The 23190-nt window shown below is 58.3% G+C and carries 26 protein-coding genes; 8 read left to right on the top strand and 18 right to left on the bottom strand.

Features of this window, described 5'->3' with window-relative positions; all coding sequences use genetic code 11:
• The first annotated feature begins 7 nt into the window (after positions 1-7).
• Positions 8-769 carry a trypsin-like serine peptidase gene (locus RA28_RS17670; RefSeq protein ID WP_039531456.1) on the top strand — a complete coding sequence of 254 codons (762 nt, stop codon included), beginning with the start codon at positions 8-10 and terminating at the stop codon, positions 767-769.
• Between the two features lie 3 nt (positions 770-772).
• Here RA28_RS17670 and RA28_RS17665 read toward each other — a convergent pair whose 3' ends face one another.
• The 5 genes from RA28_RS17665 to RA28_RS17645 form a co-directional block, all read right to left on the bottom strand.
• Complete coding sequence (locus RA28_RS17665) at positions 773-1987, bottom strand: DegT/DnrJ/EryC1/StrS family aminotransferase (RefSeq protein WP_039531453.1); 1215 nt, start codon at positions 1985-1987, stop codon at positions 773-775.
• 112 nt (positions 1988-2099) lie between these two features.
• Entirely contained in the window at positions 2100-3404 is a 1305-nt protein-coding gene (locus RA28_RS17660; protein WP_446737319.1) for an NAD(P)/FAD-dependent oxidoreductase, read from the bottom strand.
• 11 nt (positions 3405-3415) lie between these two features.
• Positions 3416-4774, bottom strand: a complete 1359-nt coding sequence (locus RA28_RS17655; protein WP_039531449.1) for a glutamine synthetase family protein — start codon at positions 4772-4774, stop codon at positions 3416-3418.
• Positions 4774-5454, bottom strand: coding sequence for a type 1 glutamine amidotransferase (locus tag RA28_RS17650; RefSeq protein ID WP_039531446.1), 681 nt, complete (start codon positions 5452-5454; stop codon positions 4774-4776). The genes RA28_RS17655 and RA28_RS17650 overlap by 1 nt, the downstream gene beginning before the upstream one ends.
• A 58-nt stretch (positions 5455-5512) precedes the next feature.
• On the bottom strand, positions 5513-6832 hold the full coding sequence (locus RA28_RS17645) for a glutamine synthetase family protein (protein WP_039531443.1): 1320 nt from the start codon (positions 6830-6832) through the stop codon (positions 5513-5515).
• Between the two features lie 148 nt (positions 6833-6980).
• Between RA28_RS17645 and RA28_RS17640 the strand changes: the two genes are divergently transcribed.
• Positions 6981-7790, top strand: a complete 810-nt coding sequence (locus RA28_RS17640; RefSeq protein WP_039531441.1) for a M90 family metallopeptidase — start codon at positions 6981-6983, stop codon at positions 7788-7790.
• Here RA28_RS17640 and RA28_RS17635 read toward each other — a convergent pair.
• The 11 genes from RA28_RS17635 to secG all read right to left on the bottom strand — a co-directional run bounded on the left by RA28_RS17635 (position 7787) and on the right by secG (position 16343).
• Positions 7787-8593 carry an ABC transporter permease gene (locus RA28_RS17635; protein ID WP_039531438.1) on the bottom strand — a complete coding sequence of 269 codons (807 nt, stop codon included), beginning with the start codon at positions 8591-8593 and terminating at the stop codon, positions 7787-7789. The genes RA28_RS17640 and RA28_RS17635 overlap by 4 nt on opposite strands.
• Positions 8590-9477 (bottom strand): ABC transporter permease, encoded by an 888-nt coding sequence (locus RA28_RS17630; protein ID WP_039531435.1) that lies wholly within the window; start codon positions 9475-9477, stop codon positions 8590-8592. Before RA28_RS17630 ends, RA28_RS17635 begins: the two co-directional genes overlap by 4 nt.
• 81 nt (positions 9478-9558) lie before the next feature.
• The gene (locus RA28_RS17625) at positions 9559-10308 is read right to left on the bottom strand and encodes a transporter substrate-binding domain-containing protein (RefSeq protein WP_039531432.1); all 750 of its coding nucleotides are present in this window, start codon (positions 10306-10308) and stop codon (positions 9559-9561) included.
• 32 nt (positions 10309-10340) lie between these two features.
• Positions 10341-11117, bottom strand: coding sequence for an ABC transporter ATP-binding protein (locus tag RA28_RS17620; RefSeq protein ID WP_039531428.1), 777 nt, complete (start codon positions 11115-11117; stop codon positions 10341-10343).
• 125 nt (positions 11118-11242) lie between these two features.
• A complete protein-coding gene (locus tag RA28_RS17615; protein WP_039531425.1) occupies positions 11243-11995 on the bottom strand; it encodes a phosphate/phosphite/phosphonate ABC transporter substrate-binding protein in 753 nt (250 codons plus the stop codon).
• Positions 11992-12429 carry a tellurite resistance TerB family protein gene (locus RA28_RS17610; RefSeq protein WP_039531423.1) on the bottom strand — a complete coding sequence of 146 codons (438 nt, stop codon included), beginning with the start codon at positions 12427-12429 and terminating at the stop codon, positions 11992-11994. Before RA28_RS17610 ends, RA28_RS17615 begins: the two co-directional genes overlap by 4 nt.
• Before the next feature lie 20 nt (positions 12430-12449).
• Positions 12450-12899 carry a tellurite resistance TerB family protein gene (locus RA28_RS17605; RefSeq protein WP_039531420.1) on the bottom strand — a complete coding sequence of 150 codons (450 nt, stop codon included), beginning with the start codon at positions 12897-12899 and terminating at the stop codon, positions 12450-12452.
• A gap of 42 nt (positions 12900-12941) precedes the next feature.
• Entirely contained in the window at positions 12942-13235 is a 294-nt protein-coding gene (locus tag RA28_RS17600) for a DUF1330 domain-containing protein (protein ID WP_039531418.1), read from the bottom strand.
• A gap of 71 nt (positions 13236-13306) precedes the next feature.
• Positions 13307-14083: an isocitrate lyase/PEP mutase family protein gene (locus tag RA28_RS17595; RefSeq protein WP_039531415.1), complete on the bottom strand. Its 777-nt coding sequence runs from the start codon at positions 14081-14083 to the stop codon at positions 13307-13309.
• Positions 14084-14174: 91 nt separating this feature from the next.
• A complete protein-coding gene (locus RA28_RS17590) occupies positions 14175-15818 on the bottom strand; it encodes a CTP synthase (protein WP_039531843.1) in 1644 nt (547 codons plus the stop codon).
• A gap of 159 nt (positions 15819-15977) precedes the next feature.
• A complete protein-coding gene (secG, locus tag RA28_RS17585) occupies positions 15978-16343 on the bottom strand; it encodes a preprotein translocase subunit SecG (protein ID WP_039531413.1) in 366 nt (121 codons plus the stop codon).
• Positions 16344-16493: 150 nt separating this feature from the next.
• On the opposite strand from secG, the gene nthA reads away from it, so the two are divergent.
• The 6 genes from nthA (at position 16494) to RA28_RS17555 (ending at position 20656) form a co-directional block, all read left to right on the top strand.
• Complete coding sequence (gene nthA, locus RA28_RS17580; RefSeq protein ID WP_039531411.1) at positions 16494-17108, top strand: nitrile hydratase subunit alpha; 615 nt, start codon at positions 16494-16496, stop codon at positions 17106-17108.
• Complete coding sequence (gene nthB / locus RA28_RS17575; protein WP_039531409.1) at positions 17105-17782, top strand: nitrile hydratase subunit beta; 678 nt, start codon at positions 17105-17107, stop codon at positions 17780-17782. The genes nthA and nthB overlap by 4 nt, the downstream gene beginning before the upstream one ends.
• The gene (locus tag RA28_RS17570) at positions 17779-18111 is read left to right on the top strand and encodes a nitrile hydratase accessory protein (RefSeq protein WP_039531406.1); all 333 of its coding nucleotides are present in this window, start codon (positions 17779-17781) and stop codon (positions 18109-18111) included. The genes nthB and RA28_RS17570 overlap by 4 nt, the downstream gene beginning before the upstream one ends.
• A 219-nt stretch (positions 18112-18330) precedes the next feature.
• Positions 18331-19626, top strand: coding sequence for an adenylosuccinate synthase (locus RA28_RS17565; RefSeq protein WP_039531403.1), 1296 nt, complete (start codon positions 18331-18333; stop codon positions 19624-19626).
• The gene (locus tag RA28_RS17560) at positions 19626-19868 is read left to right on the top strand and encodes a DUF2842 domain-containing protein (protein WP_039531401.1); all 243 of its coding nucleotides are present in this window, start codon (positions 19626-19628) and stop codon (positions 19866-19868) included. The genes RA28_RS17565 and RA28_RS17560 overlap by 1 nt, the downstream gene beginning before the upstream one ends.
• 71 nt (positions 19869-19939) lie before the next feature.
• Positions 19940-20656 carry a hypothetical protein gene (locus tag RA28_RS17555; protein ID WP_052261493.1) on the top strand — a complete coding sequence of 239 codons (717 nt, stop codon included), beginning with the start codon at positions 19940-19942 and terminating at the stop codon, positions 20654-20656.
• A gap of 103 nt (positions 20657-20759) precedes the next feature.
• Here the strand turns inward: RA28_RS17555 and RA28_RS17550 are convergent, their stop codons facing one another.
• Positions 20760-21302: a GNAT family N-acetyltransferase gene (locus RA28_RS17550; RefSeq protein WP_039531840.1), complete on the bottom strand. Its 543-nt coding sequence runs from the start codon at positions 21300-21302 to the stop codon at positions 20760-20762.
• Between the two features lie 210 nt (positions 21303-21512).
• Positions 21513-23087, bottom strand: a complete 1575-nt coding sequence (locus RA28_RS17545) for a hypothetical protein (protein WP_039531398.1) — start codon at positions 23085-23087, stop codon at positions 21513-21515.
• Positions 23088-23190 lie beyond the last annotated feature (103 nt).

The raw sequence follows: 23190 nt of genomic DNA, 5'->3' as shown, positions 1-23190 counted from the left end.
AGACCATATGCGTCTGCTGGTGCTGATCGCTGTGTGGATGTGGTCGGGCACGGCGGTCGCGCAGGGCCGGTTTTCAACGGTTTGGGAACCTGTTTGCACGCTGGGCAGCAATTCTGCGGCGGGATGTGAGGATATCCGAGCCAGGGAAATTCTTGATGCCTCATCTGAACCCTGGCGCGCCATCGGACGTGTGAATTTCGCCGGTGCCAGCCAGCGCTCGCACTGCACTGGCGTTTTGGTTTCCGAAAGGCATGTTTTGACGGCTGCGCACTGTCTTTACAATGCAGCGCGCAAAAGGTGGATTCCTCCAACCAGCTTACGTTTTGCAGCGGGGTATCAACGGGGTGAATACGCCGCTTTTTCCCTGGTCGGCAGTTACCACGTGGCGTCGGAACAAGGGCAGGGGACAGCGTTCGACAATCGGGCCAGCAAGGATTGGGCCGTTTTGGAACTACAGCACCCGATCGGGCGCGACGTGGGATTTTTGCCAATCGCGCAGTCGGGCGATCAAACGGCGTTCGTCACCGGCTATCCGGGATTGCGTCCACACGTGCTCAGCCGAACGCCGACATGCAACATCGCGCAGATGTCGACCAGTCTGCTCAGCGCTATATGTCCGGTGATGATGGGTGACTCGGGCGCTCCGTTGTTGGTGGAGACGGACACGGGCCCTGCGGTGGCCGGCATCCTGTCGCGCATCGCGCCGACCCCCGAGGGCATCAACGCGATGTTCCTGTCCATCGACGTGTTCGAGCTTCCGGTTCCTTAGGGCTCAAGTGCCGTACACCGGCACCGGGCCGGTGACCTCGGCAACCGAAGCCAACAGAATGTCGGCGATCACATCCAACTCTTGACGCGTCAGCCTGACTGGCAGACGAACATCGCAGGCGCTCATCAACATGGAGCGCGTGTTTGGCAACTCGACCTGTTCCGGCAGGAATTGCCAGTTCCAAAACGCGCGGGCGTTATCCTCGCTTTGACCAAACACTTGAACTTTGACGCCGCGCCCCTCTGCGGCGGCGGAAAAGGCGCGGATGTCGGCGTCGTCCATATCAACCAGATTGAACTGGATTGAATCCGGCGCGCGCTGTTCGGGCGCCAGCGGGGCGGGGACGTCGATGTGGGGCGACGTGTTCAGGCGGTTCGCGACATAATCGTGATTTGCCAAACCATCGCGCACGCGTCGCGCAAGTTCGGGAATCTGTGGACGGATCACAACTGCGCTGAGGTTGTTCATGCGCAGATTGTATAGCGGAAGTTTATTCTGCCATTTGGCAAAGGCTTCCTCCAGCTCTGGTGAATTGTCACCATGCGGACCTTTGTGCTTTTTCCAGTTGTGCTCGTAGGCGCCAGACATGATGACGGCTCGTGCGACCAGATCTGCGTCATCGGTGATCAGGATGCCACCTTCGCCCGCGTTGATCATCTTGTAGGACTGGAACGAGAAACAACCGACCTTGCCGATGGTTCCGATGTTGCGACCATGCCATGTGGTGCCCAACGAGTGCGCCGCGTCCTCGATCACCGGGATACCGCGCGCATCGCACAACTCCATGATCGCATCCATATCAGAGGTGTGACCGCGCATGTGGCTAATGATAACGGCCTGCACAGTGTCCAACTTCGCTTCGAAGTCCGCTATATCAATGCGGTAGTTTTGGCCCACTTCACACAAAACCGGAATACAGTCCGCATGTACAATTGAGGACGGTACCGCGGCAAAGGTGAAACCGGGTATCAGCACGCGGGCGTCGCGCGGCAAACCAAGGGCTTTCAACGAAAGAAACAAAGCTGCCGAGCAGGACGAGACCGCCAATGCATATTTCGATCCGAGCAATTCGGCAAATTCCGCCTCCAGCAGCGCAACCGGGGCATCTTGGGGTGCGGTATAGCGAAACAGATCGCCCGATTTCATCAGGGCATCTATCGCGTCTTTGGCTGCTGCGGGGATGGGTTCGGCGTCATGAACGTTTGGAGGAAGCGTCATATTTGGTTTTCCCGAATTTTATATTTGGAATATATAAAGACAGAGATTTGACAAGCCAAGTCTTCTTTCGCCGCTTCGGCAAAAATTCACCAAACCGTCATGTGATGGAGGATCAGAGCCCGATCCGGTCGCGTAGCGCGTACCAGGTCATGGCCAGAACAAGCAGCGGGTTGCGCAATGCAGGCCCGCCGGGAAAGGGCAAGGCGGGAACACGCGCCATCGTGTCAAAGCCGTCCGCCTGTCCCTGGATGGCAAGCGCCATCAACTGTCCGGCATGTGTCGCCGTGCCAACCCCGTGACCGGAATAGCCCGAAGCCGACAGAATATTCGGGGCCAAACGCACAAGGTAAGGCATGCGCCGCATTGTAATGGCCAATGTGCCGCCCCATGCATAGTCGATCCGGACGTCGCGCAGATGGGGAAAGATCTCGGTCATCGGTTTGCGAACCTTGGCTGCGATATCGGTTGGAAACCGATAGCCATAGCTTTCGCCGCCACCAAACAGCAAGCGCCTGTCGGCGCTGAGGCGGAAGTAGTTCACCACGAATTTTGTATCAGCGACCGCTATGTCGCGGGTCAGAACGTCCTGCGCTGCAGCCCCCAAAGGTTCCGTTGCAGCAATGAAATTGTTGATTGGCATGACGCGAGATGCAACCCGGCGGTCCAAGGTTCCAAGGTATCCGTTACAGGCCAAAATAACGTGATCCGACGTGACGCTGCCATTTTCGCTGCGTATCGTGGTGCGGATACCTTCATCTATGCCCAGAACTTCGGTTTCTTCATAGAACCGCGCCCCGGCGGCAACCGCTGCACGACCTAGACCCAAAGCGTAGTTGAGCGGATGCAGGTGGCCAGCACCCATATCCATATAACCACCCTTGTACGCAGGCGAGGGGCAGATCGCGTGGCCGGCTTCTTCATCCAGCAACTCGATTTGGTCATAGCCGTATTTGTCCGAAAGATGCGCGGCATGGGCGTGAAGATCCTGCCGTTCGCCGCTGCTGAGCCCCAGTTCGGCAATCCCGGGTTTCAGGTCGCAATCAATCCCGTGTTTCGCAATCAAGGATTTGACGAGGTTTTTGGCATCTTCCGCCAGCTCCCACAGCTTGTGGGCATCGGCGTCCCCAACCAGACGCTCCAGCTCTTCCTGCCCCATGCGCTGCGCGCTGCCCAGTTGACCGCCGTTGCGACCGGATGCGCCGAACCCGATACGGTGCGCCTCCAACAGAACCACGTCAAACCCGGCCTCGGCAAGGTGCAGCGCTGCCGACAGACCGGTATAGCCGCCGCCGACGACGCAAACATCCGCTTTGATCTCGCCATGCAAGGCCGGGTAACGATCCGCCGGATGCGCGGTTGCGGCATACCAGCTTGGCGGAAACTCGGCCTTTTGGTCGTTTGAATAGAGAAGGTTCAGACCAGCCATGTTCAGACGTTCAACAGCAGATGCTCACGCTCCCACGGAGAGATGACCTGCAGGAACTCTTCATACTCCGCGCGCTTTACGATGCTGTAGACGCGCGCAAATTCCGGGCCCAGGACCTGGTGCAGCGCTTCGGCTTCGTCAAACAACTCCAAGGCTTGCCCCATTACCTGCGGAATATCGCCTTCGCCTTCATACGCGTCCCCGTAAAACTGTCGGCGGGGTCTGTCCTGATTGATCAGGCCAAGATACCCGCACGCCAGCGATAGCGCGATGCCAAGGTAAGGATTGCAATCCATCCCGGCGATGCGGTTCTCGACCCGGCGGCTTTCCGGACCAGAAAGAGGGACGCGGATACCCGTCGTGCGGTTGTCCCGCGCCCATTCCAAATTGATCGGGGCTGCGTGGTCTTTGACGTAACGCCGGTAAGAATTCACATAAGGCGCCATGACGGCCAACCCGGCTGGCAGGTGAGTCTGCAGCCCTGCAATGAAATTGTAGAACGCGTCCGTTTCACCGCCTTGGGGCCCGGAAAAGATGTTCTGGCCCGTCTCGATATCCGTGATCGAGTGGTGAATGTGCATGGCAGACCCTGGTTCTTCTTCGATCGGTTTCGCCATGAATGTCGCAAAGCAGTTGTGGCGCAATGCTGCCTCACGGATGAGGCGCTTGAAATAGAAAACCTCGTCCGCCAGTTTGACGGGATTGCCGTGGCGCAGGTTGATTTCCAGCTGTCCAGCACCGCCTTCCTGCGTAATACCGTCGATCTCAAATCCCTGAAACTCGGCAAAGTCATAGATGTCGTCGATCACCGGCCCAAACTCGTCAACCGCGGTCATGGAATAGGCCTGACGCGCAGCAGCCGGGCGGCCAGAGCGGCCCATCATTGGTTCGATGCCGCGTGCAGGATCGACGTTACGGGCGACCAGAAAGAACTCCATTTCCGGTGCGACAACCGGTTTCCAGCCCTTGTCGTGATACAGCTGGACAACCCGCTTCAACACATTCCGGGGGCTGAAAGGGATCGGGTTTCCGTCACGGTCATAGGCGTCGTGGATCACCTGAAGCGTCCAATCCCCGGTCCAGGGCGCGGCCGTTGCCGTCGACAGATCCGGCTTGAGGATCATATCCCGTTCAATGAAGCCGTCTTCGCCAGCGGCTTCGCCCCAGTCCCCGGTAATGGTTTGGTAGAAGATGCTGTCGGGCAGATGGAAATAGGATTGCTTTGCGAATTTTGAGGCCGGAACCGCCTTGCCACGGGCAATCCCGGGCAAGTCCGAGATGATGCATTCAACCTCGTCTAGGCGCTTGCCTTCGAAGTAGTCGCGTGCCGCCTCTGGCAATTTTTCTGTCCAATCGGCCATCAGCCCCTCGCTTTCTTCAGGAAATTGGCCATATACCGCCCGATTACCGCGTTGTCGTCCGGCTTGTCCGCGTTGTCGGCTGCATCTTTCAAAAGAGCGTCAGGCACCACACCCTTGCCGCGTGTGCGCATCAGGCCAGCGATGAAATCGCCGCCATATTCGGGGTGCGCCTGAACTGTCCAGATCGAGTCGCCATAAGCCAACATCGCGTTCTCGCAAAAGTCGTTGGTTCCTGTGACCTGGGCGCATTCCGGCAGCTCGACGACCTGGTCCTGATGCCAGGCGTTCAGAGTTACCGCATCACCATCCAACGCATATTCCGTTGGACCGACCGCCCAACCGCCTTTGAATTTCTCGACCTTGCCGCCAAGAGCCTGGGCGATGATCTGATGGCCAAAGCACACACCGATCAATGGTCTGCGGCTGTCCCATATCGCTCGGATCAAGTCTTCAAGTGGGGGAATCCAGGGATGGTCTTCATAAGCGCCGTGACGCGAGCCAGTGATGATCCAACCGTCAGCCTGCAAGGCGTCGCTGGGGAACTGGCCATCAACGACAAAGAAAGTATCGAACTCAAAATCGTTGCCGTCCAGCAGGGTGCGGAACATACCATCATATTCACCAAACTGGTCATAAAGCTCGTCCGGGGGGTGGCCGGTCACAAGGATGCCGATTTTCATAAGTCACCAAATTTGATCAAATTAAGTCTAACGGACTCCCAAAGCCCGGACAAGAGGGTCACACTGCACCGACATAGCTGAGCCAGTGATCCTCGGGCGCCCGGTCCGAAAAGCGGACGATTTCCTGCCGCTTGGTCAGGGCCATATTGCGGATCAGATCAGCGGGAAAAATGCGCGCGACGATCGGGTCGGTTTCGAACGCCGAAATGGCGGCGTCCCAATCCGCTGCCAGCTGCGGAAGGTCTTTAGCCTCGTAAGCGTTTCCCGTGATCGGTTCGGGCGCTGACATGTTATCCTCGATTCCGACAAAGGCGGCACCCAATATAGCTGCCAACATCAGGTAGGGGTTAATATCTCCACCGGCCACGCGATGTTCGATCCGTCGAGCTACTGGCGCGCCGCCCGGGATGCGGATCGCAGCGGTTCGGTTTTCGTATCCCCAACTCGCCCCCGTCGGGGCATGTGCATCGGGCACAAGTCGCGAAAAAGAGTTTCCGTGCGGCGCGAAGATCAGGGTGCTCCCCGGCATCGCAGCCAGACACCCGGCAACCGCCGCGCGCAGCGTATCATTCCCTTCCGGCCCGCCATCGTCAAAAACGTTTCGCCCGTCCGCATCCAGTACCGAAAAGTGCACATGCATCCCATTCCCCGCGTCCTCGGCATATGGTTTCGCCATAAAAGTGGCCGAGAACCCGTGCTTTTGCGCAATGCCACGGACCAACGCCTTGAAAAGCCACGTATCATCGGCACACCGCAGGGCGTCCTGATGATTCAGGTTGATTTCGAACTGACCGATCCCGCTTTCTGAAATGGCGGTTTGGGCGGGGATGCCCATCGCATCGCATCCGTCATATAGATCGGTGAAAAACGCATCGAACGCGTCCATTTCGGAGACGGACAAAACAGCCTCATCGCTCAATCGTCGACCGGTGCGCGGGTTCAGCGGCGGTCGTGGTTCGGCCCCTGAACTGTCCAGCAGCGTAAACTCAAGCTCGGTGGCCGCCACGACGGACCAGCCCCGTTGCGCATAACGTGACAAGACACCGGAAAGAGCATGGCGAGGATCGCCGTCGAAGGGGACACCCTGATCATCATGCAAACCCATCGGAACCAGCTCGGTCGCCGTGTCCAGCCAGGGGACGGGCACCGGTCCGCGACCGGTCGGCAACAGAACCCCATCGGCATCGCCGCTTTCGAAGACAAGCGGACTGCCGTCAATATCGGCGCCCCACAGATCGACATTCAGTGCGGAAAACGGCATTCGGATCGCGCCCGTGTCAAGCTTGGCAGCATAAGACGGCGGCACCCGCTTTCCACGCATCTGACCGTTCAGATCACAAGCGACGACGCGAATACTGTTCACATTGCTCGAGTCCACAGAACCCTCCTAAGGACATGCTGAGCTAGGTGTAATTGACCCTGTGCCCCATGTCACGAAATTTGATCAAATTATGAAGCGCTGATCCGGGACGCGCCCACTGGACAACGGGATTTCCTGCCGGACGGGATTGGCCTAGTGTTCTGGAATGTACATCTTTCTTGTCATCGTTTTTCTCGGCGCAGGGTATTTTGGGTATCGGGCCTGGTCCAAATCTCAAACCCGAACGCGCCTTCTTTCGACACCTTTGACCAACCGCGAAAGCGCGATCATTGATGCTCAGGTGCCGATTCTGCGCAAACTGCCACCTGACCTGCGCACCAAGCTGGACGGCAAGGTGAACCTGTTTCTGGATCAGGTCGAGTTCTACGGCTGCGACGGTCTGGACGTGACAGAAGAGATGCAGCTCTCAATCGCTGCTCAGGCCTGTCTGCTGATCATCAATAGCGAGCTTTGGTACGACAACCTGACCACGGTGTTGATCTACCCGAATGCGTTTAAATCCCGCCAGCAGCGGCGGTCCGGCTATGTCGTGACGGAGAAAGAAATCGTACGCACAGGCGAAAGCTGGGATCGCGGTCCGGTGATATTGTCGTGGGCGCACAGCCGACAAGGCGCATTGGATGACCACGACGGGCAGAACGTCGTGTTTCACGAGTTCGCCCACCAGATCGACGACCTTTCAGGCAGCACCAACGGCGTTCCGGTCCTGAATAAAGGTCAGAGTTTCGCTGAATGGGAAAAGGTATTTCTGACCGCTTACGATGCACATGTTCACGCGGTTGAAACCGGGCGGCATACGGTTATCGATCCTTACGGTGCAACCGGCCACGAAGAGTTTTTTGCCGTGTCGGTCGAGGTCTTCTTCGAGCGCCCGCGCGCCCTGAAACATGAAGTCCCAGAGGTTTACGACCAGCTTTCGAAGCTGTTCAGGCTGGACCCTGTCGAGTGGGCTTAACGCGCCAGGTTGAGGCGGAACCGCATCTTTGCTTTTCTTTCCGCCGGCAGGTGGCGGTTCAGGCGCTTGTTCACCATCCCAAAGCTCCAAACGATCACCAGCGTGAGCAGGATGAAGTAAAAGGCCAGTATCGGGTAGGGAACAAATGGGTTGAACGTTTTGTCGGCAAAATAGCTGGCGTAATACAGAGCATCGCCGCGTTGTTGCCATGCGGGAAAGGCCGAAAAGAAGACCAGCGTGGTCGACTGAAACACAAAGATGGCTTCGTTGGTGTAGGCCGGCCAGGCGAGGCGCAGCATCGTCGGCCACGTTATCCGCCGGAACCGGGCCCAACCGGTCATGCCATAGGCATCCGCCGCCTCAATATCGCCTTTGGGAATCGAACGCAGCGCACCGTAGAAGATTTCGCCCGAATAGGCCGATGTGTTCAGGAACAGGACAATCAAAGCGCCCAGCCAGGCCGAGGTCAGCGCGTCAAACATCGGGTACGTCTTCTTGAGCGACAGAAAGAAGAAATAAGCAAAGAAGAACTGGATAAAGAGCGGCGAGCCGCGAAAGAGGAAGATGAACCACTGCGATGGCTTCCGCAGCCATTTGTTCGGGGATGCTTTTCCAACAGCCAGCGCAGTTGCCAGAAAGAACCCGGTGATCATCGCCATGATCCCGAAATAGATATTCCAGATCATGCCCGAGCCAATCAGAGTGAAATGCTCGCAAAGGGTAAAATCGGTCTTGGGCAGCAACCGCTCGCCGATGCCTATGGACCGGAGGCCGTAGTCCTGAATGGTTTGCAAGCAGCTCATGCGGTGGTCTCCTTGCGCAGCAATTCACCGCCGGATGTTGCCTGTCCGTGTGACAGACGCCGCATCAGCTTTTCAAGTCCGATCTCGGACACGCGCGTCATGCCAAGGTAAAAAATCAGCAGGAACAGGAAGTACCACATGCGCCAGTCACCGTGGGGGTATTCCGTAAATCTGGACGTTTTGGTGCCACCCAATTCGCGGGCCCAGTAAACGATATCTTCGATGCCCAGCAGGAACAGCAATGGCGTCGCCTTGATCAGGACCATCCAGAGGTTTGAAAGGCCGGGCAGGGCATAGACCCACATTTGCGGGACCAGGATACGCCAGAAAGTCTCGCGGCGCGTCATGCCGTAGGCTTCAGCCGTCTCTAACTGAGCGTGTGGAACAGCGCGCATACCGCCAAACAGAACGTTGGCCGCGAACGCCCCGAACACGATCGAAAACGTGATAACCGCCAGAATGAAGCCATATGTCTCGTGCACCCATTCAGGTGCAGTTCCCAAAGGCAGTTTGGCGCTCTGACAGACAAGGAAGTCGTTTCCCTGCCGGATGGGCTCGCTCCAATCCGGGCACAGGACTTTGTGGCGGATCCATTCAAACCCCTGATCCAATGCGATGACGAAAAACAGAAAAAACGCGATGTCGGGAACGCCGCGAACAATTGCGATGTAGCCTTTGCCCAACCAGCTGAGCGGCGGAAAATGCGACCGCGCTGCCATTGCCCCTGCAAATCCAAAGCTAAGCGCAACCGGAGCAGTCACGGCCAACAACAGCAGAACTTTCAGAAAAGAAAGGTAGAACGACCAGTGCACGCCGGTCGTCAGGTAACAAGAGAACCAGCGGAACGTGCCGAGCGTGTCAGGATCAACGCAGTAGGAGAACATCAGGCGTCTTTCGAACGTCAGACCCGGCAAGCTGCCGGGAGGTCCGGCGCATCATGCACGCCGGACCTATTGAGCAAGCGCTTAGTTGGTTACGACGGAACCGTCGGTACCATAAGTGGCAGTGCCCTCACCAAACCACTTTTTCAGCATCTCATTCAGAGTGCCATCCGCCTTCATCGAAGTGATGGCTTCATCGAACTTGCCGCGCAGTTCGCCGTCGCTTTCGCGGACGCCCATGCCAACGCCGCCGCCCAGCGGCACGTCATCGCCTACGAATACAAGCTCGCCGCCCGATTCTTCCACGATCGGAACAAGGTAGTCTTTGTCTGCGAACACAGCATCTGCCTCACCGCTGCGAACGGCCGCGATGGTTTCTTCCGGCGTTGCGAATTCGACCAGTGTCGCGCCGCTTTCCGCGACGTACCCAGCCTGAATCGTTGCGGTTTGCGCAGCAACCACGCCGCCACTCAGGTCGGCGCCGTCAGATGCAGCGGCAAAGGCCGACGCCGCAGGCGGAACGTAGTTCTGGGTAAAGTCGATGACTTCGTCCCGTTCATCCGTGATCGACATGCCCGCGATGATGGTGTCGTAGTTGCCGGACACCAGGTTTGGAATGATCGAATCCCAGTCATTTTTGACCCATTCGCATTCCAGACCTGCGCGTTTGCACAGCTCGTCGCCAAGCTCGCGCTCGAACCCGTCAACTTCGCCTGCGTCATTGATGAAGTTGTACGGAGGGTAGGCGCCTTCCGTGCCCATGCGCACAGTGTCTGCCATTGCCATGCCGGCGGTCAGCGCCAGTGCTGCGGTGGTCAGAATCAGGTTTTTCATTGGTTACTCCCCTACTTTGATCTGTTCTGAGGTTATGCCGCCTTGGTGGCGGATAGAAAACCCTGAAGCCGCGTGGATTCAGGGGTGGTAAAGATATCTTCCGGCGTGCCTTCTTCTTCGATCAGGCCTTGGTGCAGGAACACAACGTGGCTTGAAATGTCGGCAGCCATTTTCATGTCATGAGTCACAATGATCATGGTGCGGCCTTCGGCGGCCAAATCTTTGATTACCTTGATGACTTCCTGTTCCAGCTCGGGGTCCAGAGCCGAAGTCGGCTCGTCGAACAACAACGCTTCTGGCTCCATGCAAAGGCCACGGGCGATGGCGGCACGTTGTTGCTGACCGCCCGACAACTGCGCCGGGTACACGTCGCATTTGTCGCCGATGCCGACCTTGTCCAGATATTTGCGCGCGCTGTCTTCGACCTCGGCCCGGTCGCGGCCCAAAACTGTGACCGGGGCTTCCATCACGTTTTGCAGGATGGTCATATGCGCCCACAGATTGAATTGCTGAAACACCATCGACAGGTTGGTGCGGATGCGCAGCACTTGTTTGGGATCAGCCGGGCGGCGATGATGGTGGCTGCCTGTCCAGTGCACGGGTTCGCCTTTGAACAATATCTCGCCATCCTGACTGTCTTCCAGAAGGTTGCAACAGCGCAGCAGCGTGGACTTTCCCGAACCTGATGACCCGATCAGCGAAACCACATCGCCGCGATGTGCCGTGATATCCACACCTTTGAGGACTTCGAGTTGTCCAAAACTCTTATGGAGGTTCCTGATCTCGATGACGGGAGCGGTTTCTGTCACGGGCAGTCTCGGGCTGGTTGGTGTTGGTGCGGTACTAGGGCTGAAAAAACGGACCAATGCAATGCGCAAATGACAAGATCAAGGGCTGAATCTGCCAGTTTGACCAAACGTTCTGATCAAAATTGCTAGTTTGTTGCGACAATCGCCTCAGGACTGGGCGGGTTAGGGACTGACAGATATTTTTCGGCTGGTATCTGTGTCAGGACCTTTAGGTGCAAAAGCCGCCGGTCATGGTCTGACAGATCCTTGATTGCTGATCGAACCGCATGGGCGATGCGGTCCGGGTCCCGCCCCGGTGCCGTAATATACGGCAGGGTGGGGGTCGGAGGGGTTCTGGCAACCTCGCGCAACTGTTCCCCCAGTTTTGTGTGTTCCTGCAACAACGTCCATGTCAACGCGTCCAACGAGGCAACGTCTGCCTGTCCATTGGCTACGGCGTGCGCCGAATTTGCGTGACCGCCGGTCTCCAACAGTGTTTCCGGTTTGAGGTTCTGCCCAGCCAGATGCGTGATTGGCGCGGCCCACCCGGATTGCGACAGACTTTCATTATAGCCAAAAACACCGTCAATCAGCTCGGACAGATCTCTCTGATCGGTGCGGCGGGCCACAAAAACCGAGCAGTAGTGACCGGGCGGGCAGTCCGGCAGGCCATAGTCCGGAGTACCGACAAGCTGAACCTGCCCCTGCAGTTTTGTCCGATAGGGCATGCCGCAGGTTTGGGCCAACACCAGGTCAGGATGCGTCCAGACGTCCCACATGTCGCGGTCGCGCGTCAGCCGTTCCGGACCAAAACCCAGGGCGGACCGCGTCAGGTTCCAGAAGCGATCATTGGCCTGTGCGGTGGCGGGCATGTCGTACATGCCCAATGCGGCGATCACGATTTCGCGGCCTTTTGTCGTGCCAACGCCGAATCCACATCGCTGACACCAAGCAGGCTGACGACCAGCCTGAGCAGCGAATCTTCCTCTTCGCTGCGATGGCCGTCGGCCAGCGCCACAGACCACATCGCCTGTACCACGGCGAGGCGGTCGTCATAGGCCACCGCTTCTTTGATCGCGCGGGTAAAACGCACCGTATCCGGGGCTTCGGCCTCAAGATCCTCGGCGCGGGCGCGAAGACCGGCGGCCTCGAACGGTGAAAGACCATATCGTTCGGCTGATACCCGGTCGATCCGGGCCATTTCCGTGTCGGCATAGTCATTGTCGGACCGGGCAATGCGCACCAGAAGGGCCGTAAGGGCCAGACGCGCGTCGTCATCGGCCAGCGGATCGGGCTGGGGCTGTGTCAGCCGGGACAGGAAATCACTGAACATGCGTAAGATATAGACCCGGCTTAACTGGCTTCCAAGCGCGATTGCACGCGTGCGCGCGCCGCCTGACTGTCATTGTAACTCAAGCCCATCGCGGTGCGGGCTTCCTCGACGATTTTGACCTCTCCTTCGTCGGTGTCGCCGTCAGCCAGTACAACCTCCCAAAGCGCGTCAAGTGCGGCCAGCCGTTCCTTTTCGCCTGTTGTTTCGCGGATCAGTTTACCGAACGTGTCAGTTTCGGGTGCAGCCGCATGCAGCTTTTCGCAGGTCGCGCGCACTTTCGCAGCCTCAATTGCGTTATGCTGGTAGAGGCGGGCGAGGATGCGGTCGATCAGGCTGATTTCTTCCAGTTTGTAGTCCCGGTCCGCCTGCGCCACACGAACCATCAATGCACCCAGGGCCAATTCGGCATCCGGGTCGGGCAGGTTATCGTGTTGCGGCGGGCGAAACGCCTGAAAGAACTTTTTCAACATGGGGTCAGGTTAGTCCCTATTTTATGGTCCGCCAAGCCGGGGCTACCCGTCATAGCCCTGAATGATCACAAGATCGCCGGTCGAAACGGGATCACGCAGGGCTTTGGCCTGCTGATACTGGTCGCTGTCATAACAGGCCAATGCCTGTTCGTAGCTGGGAAATTCGATAACAACGGTGCGGGCCCGCGCCTGACCTTCTTTTTCCTCGCGCGTGCCGCCGCGCACCAGAAACTTCGCCCCGTATTCGGCAAAGGGCGCGGCATTGGCGGCAATGTAGGACTTGTACGTTTCGAAGTCGTCCACATCGACATGCGCAACCCAGTATCCTTTAGGCACGATCCGTCCTCCTCCACATTTCCCCACAAGGTGCGGAGGAACTTGGCAGAATGCAATCCCCTAAAAGTGGATCAAGTGCCGCCTTGCAGGGCTTCGCGGGCCTTGTCCTGCAACCAAGCAACCATTTGCCGATAAGGAACAGGCCCATAACTGATGCGCGCCACCCCAAGACCCGCCAAAGTCGCCGTGTCAGGCGTGCCGGGCAGGGCGATGATGTTGACTGGCAGTTCCGTCGCCTCGCAAAGGCGGCCAATCATCGCTTCATCCTTAAGGCCCGGAGCAAAAAAGCCGCTTGCGCCCGCATCCGCGTAAGCTTTGGCACGGGCCATCGCGTCTTCCAGCATAGCCGTGTTATGCGTGTCCGGAGCGGCCTTCAGAAAGATGTCCGTTCTGGCGTTGATAAAGGCCGGTAACCCCGCGGCGTCGCATCCTTCGCGCATCGCGGCGACCCTAGCAGCTTGGGTCTCTATGTCGTAAAGGTCTTTGGTTCCAACGATTTGATCCTCGAAATTGAAGCCGATCACCCCAGTCTCCAAGGCGCGTCCGACATTCGCGGCAATGCCGAACGTATCTTCGGCGTATGCCCCTTCCAGATCCATTGTGACGGGGATGTCCACGGCATCGACGATGCGGCGGGCATTGTCCAGCGCCATGTCAAACGGGATGTTTTGACCGTCTGAATAACCCTGCGCCATTGCAACCGGGGCGCTGCCCGTGGCCAGTGCCTTTGCCCCCGCATCGCGTACGGCGACGGCGCTGCCCGGGTCCCAGATATTGTAGAGGATGACCGGGTCGCCCTTTTTGTGAAGGGCAGCAAAGTTCTCTGCGCGTGTGATTTGTTCGGTCATGGCCGGTCTCCTTCTGAGTCGTCGGCATTTAACCGTGTCAGAGGGCCGCCGCATACTGGTTTTTCGCAACGACCCGACAAATTGCGGTGACCTAGACCAGACGCGAAGTGTCTTTCGCTGCGCGTACGAAATCGCGGAACAAGGGGTGCGGTTCGAAGGGCTTGGATTTGAGTTCCGGATGGTATTGAACACCGATGAACCAAGGATGATCCGACCATTCGACGATTTCCGGCAACCGTCCGTCGGGTGACATGCCCGAGAAATTCAGCCCAGCCTTTTCAAGCTTGTCGCGATACTTGATGTCGACTTCATAGCGGTGGCGATGGCGCTCTTCGATCTGGGTGCCGCCGTAAACGTCGGCCACTTTGGAACCATCGCTGAGAACGGCATTGTATGCGCCCAATCGCATGGTGCCGCCCTTGTCGTCGCCAACCTTGCGTTCAACCTTGTGATTGCCCTGCACCCATTCTTTCAGGTGATAAACGACGGGCTCAAAACGCTTTTCACCCGATTCATGGTCGAATTCTTCCGATCCCGCAGCAGAGATTCCAGCGGCATTACGCGCGGCTTCGATGACGGCCATCTGCATGCCCAGACAGATACCCAAATAAGGCACTTTATGCTCGCGCGCGTATTGTGCCGCCTTGATCTTGCCTTCGGTACCACGTTCGCCAAAGCCACCGGGAACAAGGATGGCGTGGAAGCCTTCGAGATGCGGAGCGACGTCTTCGGTGTCGAACACCTCGGCATCCACCCATTCGACCTTGACCTTGACTCGGTTGGCCATGCCGCCGTGAGTCAGGGCCTCGGCAATCGATTTATAGGCGTCTTCCAACTGGGTGTATTTGCCGACAATGGCCACCTTCACCTCGCCTTCGGCGTTGTGGATGCGGTCGCTGACGTCTTCCCATTTCGCCAGATCGGGCTTGGGGGCCGGGCTGATCTGGAAGGCATCCAGAACCGCCTGATCGAGACCTTCCTTATGATACGCCAGTGGTGCGTCATAAATTGTGCTGAGGTCCTGCGCCGCGATCACGCTGTCGGGGCGGACGTTGCAGAACAGGGCCAGTTTCTCACGCTCTTTCGTCGGAATCGGGCCCTCAGAGCGGCAAACCAGAATATCGGGCGCCAGCCCGATCGAGCGCAGTTCCTTGACCGAGTGCTGTGTCGGCTTGGTTTTCAACTCCCCAGATGCCTTGATGTAGGGCAGCAGGGTGAGGTGCATAAAGATGCATTGACCGCGGGGCTTGTCCTGGCTGAACTGACGGATGGCTTCGAAAAAGGGCAGGCCTTCAATATCGCCAACGGTGCCGCCGATCTCGCACAGCATGAAATCGACCTCATCCTCGCCGATGGCGATGAAATCCTTGATCTCGTTGGTGACGTGCGGGATCACCTGAATGGTTTTGCCGAGGTAGTCGCCACGACGCTCTTTTTCCAGAACGTTCGAATAAATCCGGCCTGAGCTGACCGAGTCGGTCTTGCGTGCGGCCACGCCGGTGAAACGCTCGTAATGGCCGAGGTCCAGATCGGTTTCCGCGCCGTCATCGGTCACGAACACTTCACCATGTTCAAACGGTGACATGGTGCCCGGATCGACGTTCAAATAGGGGTCCAGCTTGCGCAGACGCACCGAATATCCACGGGCCTGCAACAGCGCACCCAATGCCGCCGAAGCCAGCCCTTTGCCCAAGGATGAAACCACACCACCAGTGATGAAAATAAAACGCGCCATGTTTTTTCGGCTGCCCCCGTGAGACGTCATTATTAGCTGCCCGGCGGTTCAAAAAACCGCTGCATCACGGGACTTCACTCATAAAGGATTCGCGCCAAAAGCGCAAGGGAACCGCAAGATGCTGTTGCAGTTCTCTTTTGGATTTCTAGGTTTTGTGGCTTAGTCGGCCTGCGGGATCAGCGGTGTGTTGCTGCCCTGCGTGGGTGGCAGCAGGTCATCTGCCGACGGAACCGCCGGGTTGCTTTCTTCCGTCGGCGCAGGTGCCGGAACGCCCAAACGGTCGATCACGGAGCTTCCCGAAGACTTTTGCGCCGCCAGAATGGTCAGCGTAATGGATGTCACGATGAAACATGCTGCAAGAATCCACGTCAGCTTGCCCAAAGCAGTCGCTGCCGCGCGACCCGTCATTGCGCCACCGCCACCGCCACCCATGCCAAGGCCACCACCTTCGGACCGCTGCATCAGAACGACGGCGATCAGGCCCAGGGCCAGAAGAAGGTGAATGATGAGAACAACGTTTTCCATGGTGGTCCTGTACAGCGTGGCGTGTATCGCGTGGTACTTATGCAAGTTTGGTTCTGGGGGCAAGTCACGAGTTGGGTTGCGCGCCGACGATGTGGTTTATCACGGCAATGGGACTGGACTCGGTCGTCTGGCCTAAGGCAGGCTGCAGGCATGCCACATGACGATCACGACCACCCCCACACCCTTTTGCCGCCCGAACCTGCGCTGCGCGTCAAAGCGCTGGAAACGATTCTGACCCGCAAGGGGCTGATCGACCCTGCGACGCTGGACGAGATCATCGACACTTACCAGAACAGGATCGGTCCGCAGAATGGCGCACGCGTCGTTGCCAGGGCGTGGAGCGATCCCGATTTCAAAGCCAAACTGCTGTCCGATGCCACGCCCGTGGTCGCCGCGCTTGGATATTACGGTCGTCAGGGTGAACACATCGTCGTTGTCGAGAACACCCCCCAACAGCACAACATGGTCGTATGCACCTTGTGCAGTTGTTACCCGTGGCCGTTGTTGGGCATCCCGCCCGGTTGGTACAAATCCGATGCCTACCGCGCCCGTGCGGTGCGCGAACCGCGCAAAGTGCTGGCGGAGTTTGGAGTGACCCTGCCGCGAGAATCATCGGTCCGCGTGTGGGATTCAACCGCCGAGATTCGCTATCTCGTGCTGCCCATGCGCCCCGAAGGCACCGAGGGTCTGGACGAAAACGCGCTGGCCGCTCTGGTCACACGCGACAGCATGATCGGCACTGGTCTGCCCAAGGGGGCCGCATGACCCGCGTTCACGACATGGGCGGTCGCTTCGGGGACGGGCCGGTTCAGCCGGGATCCGAGGATGCTCCGGTTTTCGCGGAAGACTGGCAGGCGCGTGCGCTGGCGGTGACATTGGCCGCCGGGTTTCTGGGGCAGTGGAACATCGATACATCGCGACACGCGCGCGAGCGGTTGTCTCCGAAAGATTACGCGCGGTTTTCATACTTCGAAAAATGGATATCTGCCTTGGCGGATTTGTTGGTCGAAAAAGGGATCCTGACGCAGGATGATCTGCGTGGTGTGCCTGATGATCAGAAACATCGACTGGCCGCGCAGGCCCTGAAACCCGAGAAAGTGGCCGCAGCGCTCGCAAAGGGAGGGCCCGCAGACCGCCCCTCCAACATCACGGCGCGGTTTGAGGTCGGGCAGGCGGTGCGCACGCTGCGCCCAACGGCGAACCGGCTTGTCGTGGGCGGACATACGCGGCTGCCGGATTATGCAGCCGGTGCTGTTGGGCGAGTGCTCCGGCTGCACGGGTCTCATGTCCTGCCGGATTCCAACGCGCATGGGTTGGGTGAGGCACCGGAGCCACTGTATGCGGTGGCTTTCCCGTCGTCCGAGCTTTGGGCCGATCCGGAACACCCGGACGACGAGGTCGTGCTGGACCTTTGGCAGTCATACCTGGAGCCCGTATGAACGATTGCCATTCATACGCGGCCCCCGAACCGGTTTTTGCCGAACCCTGGCACGCGCAGGTCTTTGCGGTCGCCGTGGCGCTGAATGAGGCCGGCCGGTTTGACTGGCCCGACTGGGCCACGCGCTTTTCTCAGACGCTGAAGCGGCACGGGCTGGAGCGGGATCTGGACGGAGGTGACGATTATTTCAACGCCTGGCTGGAAACGCTCGAAGGTTTTCTGGCGGAAAGCGGCGATGCGTTGCCCGCCGATCTCGAAACGACGCGCGACGCGTGGGAAGCAGCGTACCTGACAACACCGCATGGCCGACCGGTCCGTTTGCCGAAGTGAGAGAAGGGGGCTCTGCCCCCGCCGCCCGTTCCGGGCGTCTCCCCCGGGATACTTGCAGCCAGATGAAGCAGGGGATCCGCTCTTCATCTGGCTAAAAATATCCCCGCCGGAGGCATCGCGCGCAGCGCGATTGTTCCATGCGGCGAAATAGCGGTTTCCCTGCCGTCTGAGCCTCGCTATATCAGCCGGGTTTGATATTTCAGTGCAAAAGGACCGGATATGGCCAACGTGGTTGTTGTCGGCGCCCAGTGGGGTGACGAAGGAAAAGGCAAGATCGTCGACTGGCTCAGCGAGCGGGCAGATGTGATCGCGCGTTTTCAGGGCGGGCATAATGCCGGGCACACATTGGTTATTGACGGAGAGGTCTACAAGCTGCACGCGTTGCCTTCGGGTGTCGTACGTGGCGGCAAGCTGAGTGTCATTGGCAACGGCGTTGTTCTGGATCCGTGGCACCTGATCAAGGAGATTGGCACGATCCGGGCACAGGGTGTCGATATTTCTCCTGATACGTTGATGATCGCCGAGAACACCCCGTTGATCTTGCCGATTCATGGCGAACTTGATCGCGCTCGCGAAGAAGCGGCCAGCAAGGGGACCAAGATCGGGACCACCGGCCGCGGAATTGGCCCGGCATACGAAGATAAGGTCGGTCGCCGATCGGTAAGGGTCGCCGATCTTGCGGATGAAGCGACGCTGGAAGCTCGTGTAGACCGGGCGCTGCAGCACCACGATCCGCTGCGTAAGGGTCTGGGGATCGAGCCGGTGGATCGGGATGCCCTGATTGCTCAGTTGAAAGAGATCGCGCAGGAGATTCTGCCATTCGCGGCACCCGTCTGGAAAGTGCTCAAAGAAAAGCGCAAGGCTGGGAAGCGTATCCTGTTTGAAGGTGCGCAGGGCGCCCTGCTGGATATCGACTTTGGGACGTATCCATTCGTCACATCGTCGAATGTGATTGCGGGTCAGGCCGCGACGGGCGTCGGCATCGGACCGGGTTCGATCAATTTTGTACTGGGGATTGTCAAAGCCTACACGACACGCGTGGGCGAGGGGCCGTTTCCGACCGAGCTGGACGATGCGGACGGGCAGCGTCTGGGAGAGCGGGGGCACGAGTTCGGGACCACGACGGGCCGCAAGCGCCGGTGCGGCTGGTTTGACGCTTGTCTGGTGCGCCAGACCTGCGCGACCAGTGGTGTAAACGGGATTTCACTAACGAAACTGGATGTTCTCGACGGGTTCGAGACGTTGAAAATCTGCGTCGCGTATGAATTGGACGGTGAGCGCCTGGACTACTTGCCGACGGCGGCGGATCAACAGGCCCGCTGTACGCCCATCTACGAGGAAATGCCGGGCTGGAGTGAATCCACCGAAGGTGCGCGCAGCTGGGCGGATTTGCCTGCCAATGCCATCAAATACGTGCGCCGGGTGGAAGAACTGATCGAATGCCCGGTGGCCTTGCTGTCCACCAGTCCGGAGCGGGACGACACCATCCTGGTGACCGACCCGTTTGCTGATTGATGAGCAACGAGCGCAAATCCGGGCTGAGCTACAAGGCGCGCCGACGCTGGTCGCTGGTCATTCTGGTGATCGGCTTGCCATTGTATATTGTTGCGGTGGTGACGCTTGTGAACTTGCTGAACCGACCGCCAATATGGGTGGAATTGCTCATCTATGTCGGCCTGGGCATCCTGTGGGCGCTGCCGTTCAAGTTCATCTTTCGCGGCGTGGGCAAAGAAGACCCAGATCAGACTCAGGATTGACCCCGGCGCTTGTTTTGTAAGTCGCTGCCTGCCAGAATTCCCGCAAATGATTGCTGGCAGGCGGGTTTTCTATGAAAAACAGGACTTTCGTGGCGTTTTCTGTCGTTTCGGCAATGGCGGTGGCTGGGACCGCACGGGCCGAAAACTGGGAATACACCATCGCGCCGTATTTCTGGGGGCCCGAGCTCAGAACGTCCTTGGATATAGGTCCGAACCCTCCTGTCGACGGCGACACCTCGATCTTTGACATTCTGGATGGCGCGTTTCTGATTGCGGGTGAAGCGCGCAATGGGCGTTGGTCCATCGGTGGCGAGTTCAATTTCCTCAAACTCAGCGATGATGTTCGGATTGGGCCGTTCGATAGCGCGGCCAGTTGGGACCTTGAGGGAACCATGGTGACGCTGGCCGGCAGCTATGCGGTCTATCAGAACAGCAATTCGCGGCTTGAGGCACTGGGTGGGGTGCGGCATTGGGATCTGGATGTTTCGACGACTGTTGCGCGTCGTACGGCCAGTACGAACCAAAGCTGGACCGACCCGTTGGTCGGGGCGCGATTTAATCATGTAGTGAATGACCGATGGACGCTGACCGGGATGGGCAACATCGGTGGGTTTGACGTGGGGTCAAAGTTTCAGTGGGAGGCGTTGGCACAGGCAAGCTGGAAATGGACCGAAACGGTACGTGTAGCCGGTGGGTATCGTCATCTGGATGTCGAATTTCAGGAGGGGCGAGAAGTCATTGACCTGATCCTGACCGGGCCTTACGTCGCGTTGGGGTTCAATTTCTGATCAAGTTTGGATCATTACATACTGAAATTTAACTGAAGATTACCAGATCTAGGGTCAGAAAGCACAACTGGTTTTTCTGATCCCAGACAGGCTGGGCGCCATCTCAGTCCGGCCAACTGAGTACGGCGCGGGCGAACGCGTGATACTCACCGGCAATTTCTTGCACCATACTGATTGGCGTGGGCCAGGGAGGCGTCAGGGTCGCAGCAACCTGACCTGTCATCAGTTGCAGATCAGCGTCGTGTTTGCAGGCCAGATGCCGCATGCGCTGGTTCGTTGCGAGGCACACCATGTGCACCTCGCGAATGCTTCGATTGCGTGCAACGGCGATGATGCGAGACAGAAGCGCGTCGCCTATCCCTTTGTCCTGCCAGGATGCTTCGACGGTAAACGCGGCCTCTGCAATTCGGGTAGGGGGATTGCCAATCGGGCGCAGTTCGGCGACTCCGCGTAAGGCAGTGTCGGGAAATGCGCCATAAATCAATGCGGTATCGTCAAACATTGTCGCCACGTAGTTTTGGACATACGCGTCCGTGACCGTTGCGCCAAATCGCGACCGCAGCGTTTCGCGGTCCAGAGTGTTGAAATGTGCAACGATCTGGGCTTTGTCGAATATGCGTAAGCGTCGAATTGCAAGGTCATGCATTTTGATGCCTCGGCGGGAACTATGGATCAGCGGACTTCCATGAAACATAGCATGTTTCTGCGCTGCAGCATAACGGTGATGAGCCAACAGCGGCATTTTGCCGGCAGCACGTGTTTATCTGCTGACGTGTCACGCGTTTGCGCCAAAGGAAATTGGGCCAGAGATGGCTCTGACCCAAGGTATGAGGGGGAATAGTCTTTTTGGTGCTGATTAACCGGCGGCGCGTTTGTCGTCCGGACGGAAACCGATCTGATTTGAGGCGGCGAACCGGCCACCTCCGGCCTTTTCAATCTTACCGTCCCGCAACAGCTGCCCGAATGTGCGCAGGCTTTCCTCGCGGTTGAATGACTCCTGCTTGAGCGAGCGCACTTTGTTCATCAACTGCGGACGCGAGAACTGCTCCTGTCCTTCGATGAATGACAGGTATGCGGCAGCGGCCTCCAGAAGATCGGGCAGGGATTGCGCGCCTTGCTCCTGGGCGAAACGGGCAAAACCACCTTCTTCGTCTTCCGCTTCTTCCTGATCAGCGGTCACGCGGCGCGGTGTGACGGGTCCGCGATCCGATTCGTCGGTATCGACGCGCTGTTCGGCCACCAGTTTCAGGGGCGCAGTGTCCGCGTCGGGGCGAATGCTTGTGACCTGAATCTCGGGCCGGCGCGGGCTGACAACGGATTCCAGGTCACCACGATAATCCTGATCTGGAGACTCGGCCGCGTCATCGTTTGTATCCGAGCGTTCGGCTTCGGTTGCAGCGACGGCAGTGCGCAGATGCGAATATGTTTCGCGCTGGCCGGATGTTTCCGGGTCATCCATACGCTCACCAGCCGTGTCCATCAGGCGCGTGACATCGTCGTTCAGGTCGTCGGCCTCGGGCAGGGGCTGTGACGCCCGCTTTGCCAGTTCCGACTCGACCAGTGTGATCTCGTCCAACAGCTTGGCTTCTTCGGCGGCGGTAAGGACGTCGTGGTCAAATTCTGAACCACCTATTTCTTCCGCTTCCGGCTCGTCCGTCTCCTCATTAAGGATATTGACGATCTCGTCCGGTTCAGAGTCGGCCTCGGCCTTTTCCTCAATGTCCGTAAACAGAACGTCATCGGTCGAAACCTCGGCCTCTTCCGATTCTGTTTGTACTTCCGCTTCCACTTCTGCCGCGACGGGCTCTTCGACGGGTTCAGCCTGCGCTGTGTCTTCCGCCTCAATCAGGTCTTCAACGGGCTGCGGATCTTCGTCTTCGACTTGCGTCTGCAGGTCCGCCGGCGTCAGTGCGCCCGCTTCGAAAGCGGCTGAGATCGCGTCGACCTTTGGCTGGGCCGGGGCGACAAACCCACCGTTTTCGTCTTCGTCTTCACTGTAGCGTGCCGTCGCCTCGCCAGAGTGGGAAACAACGGCACGGATGCGCTGCAATTTGGCTGCGATACTGTCGGATGCGGCGGGCTCGTCGGTTTCGGAATTGGCAAAGAACTCGGCGGTGCTATCCACCTGCTCGGCAGCAGGCGCGCCAGATGCGGGCGAGGCGGGGGTCGAAACCTCGTCCGTTGCGCGTAGCAGCAAGCCAGTGTCGTTCCGGCTGGCCTCTACCCGTTGCGACTGGTCGCGTTGGGCGATGCGTGTCAGCATTTCGGCGTCTGGTTGGGGGGGTTCTGATCCGAAATACCGATCATCCGCTGCAAGATCGCGAAAGTACTCGGCAATCGCTTTCATTGTTTCAAAGGAGTCGTCGAACCCTTCCAATGTGCAGGAGAATGTACCGTAGGAAACGGTCAATACCTTGTTGTTCTGTACCATCAGACACACGTCCTCTACAAACTACCAAGTCACATTGTGGGCGCAGCCCGCCCACAATCGACTCTTAACTTTGTTCATGAGTCTATCATTTTGTGTTTTCATT

It is taken from the genome of Ruegeria sp. ANG-S4, from assembly GCF_000814005.1.
In the GTDB taxonomy this organism is placed as follows: domain Bacteria; phylum Pseudomonadota; class Alphaproteobacteria; order Rhodobacterales; family Rhodobacteraceae; genus Ruegeria.
Note: the sequence above shows the minus strand (reverse complement) of the source record. Positions and strands in the feature narration are given on the sequence as shown.

Coding starts and splice junctions, on each gene's coding strand:
- RA28_RS17670 (WP_039531456.1), top strand. CDS start 8: ATGCGTCTGCTGGTGCTGATCGCTGTGTGGATGTGGTCGGGCACGGCG.
- RA28_RS17665 (WP_039531453.1), bottom strand. CDS start 1,987: ATGACGCTTCCTCCAAACGTTCATGACGCCGAACCCATCCCCGCAGCA.
- RA28_RS17655 (WP_039531449.1), bottom strand. CDS start 4,774: ATGGCCGATTGGACAGAAAAATTGCCAGAGGCGGCACGCGACTACTTC.
- RA28_RS17650 (WP_039531446.1), bottom strand. CDS start 5,454: ATGAAAATCGGCATCCTTGTGACCGGCCACCCCCCGGACGAGCTTTAT.
- RA28_RS17640 (WP_039531441.1), top strand. CDS start 6,981: ATGTACATCTTTCTTGTCATCGTTTTTCTCGGCGCAGGGTATTTTGGG.
- RA28_RS17635 (WP_039531438.1), bottom strand. CDS start 8,593: ATGAGCTGCTTGCAAACCATTCAGGACTACGGCCTCCGGTCCATAGGC.
- RA28_RS17630 (WP_039531435.1), bottom strand. CDS start 9,477: ATGTTCTCCTACTGCGTTGATCCTGACACGCTCGGCACGTTCCGCTGG.
- RA28_RS17625 (WP_039531432.1), bottom strand. CDS start 10,308: ATGAAAAACCTGATTCTGACCACCGCAGCACTGGCGCTGACCGCCGGC.
- RA28_RS17610 (WP_039531423.1), bottom strand. CDS start 12,429: ATGTTCAGTGATTTCCTGTCCCGGCTGACACAGCCCCAGCCCGATCCG.
- RA28_RS17605 (WP_039531420.1), bottom strand. CDS start 12,899: ATGTTGAAAAAGTTCTTTCAGGCGTTTCGCCCGCCGCAACACGATAAC.
- RA28_RS17595 (WP_039531415.1), bottom strand. CDS start 14,083: ATGACCGAACAAATCACACGCGCAGAGAACTTTGCTGCCCTTCACAAA.
- RA28_RS17590 (WP_039531843.1), bottom strand. CDS start 15,818: ATGGCGCGTTTTATTTTCATCACTGGTGGTGTGGTTTCATCCTTGGGC.
- secG (WP_039531413.1), bottom strand. CDS start 16,343: ATGGAAAACGTTGTTCTCATCATTCACCTTCTTCTGGCCCTGGGCCTG.
- nthA (WP_039531411.1), top strand. CDS start 16,494: ATGCCACATGACGATCACGACCACCCCCACACCCTTTTGCCGCCCGAA.
- nthB (WP_039531409.1), top strand. CDS start 17,105: ATGACCCGCGTTCACGACATGGGCGGTCGCTTCGGGGACGGGCCGGTT.
- RA28_RS17570 (WP_039531406.1), top strand. CDS start 17,779: ATGAACGATTGCCATTCATACGCGGCCCCCGAACCGGTTTTTGCCGAA.
- RA28_RS17565 (WP_039531403.1), top strand. CDS start 18,331: ATGGCCAACGTGGTTGTTGTCGGCGCCCAGTGGGGTGACGAAGGAAAA.
- RA28_RS17560 (WP_039531401.1), top strand. CDS start 19,626: ATGAGCAACGAGCGCAAATCCGGGCTGAGCTACAAGGCGCGCCGACGC.
- RA28_RS17555 (WP_052261493.1), top strand. CDS start 19,940: ATGAAAAACAGGACTTTCGTGGCGTTTTCTGTCGTTTCGGCAATGGCG.
- RA28_RS17550 (WP_039531840.1), bottom strand. CDS start 21,302: ATGCATGACCTTGCAATTCGACGCTTACGCATATTCGACAAAGCCCAG.
- RA28_RS17545 (WP_039531398.1), bottom strand. CDS start 23,087: ATGGTACAGAACAACAAGGTATTGACCGTTTCCTACGGTACATTCTCC.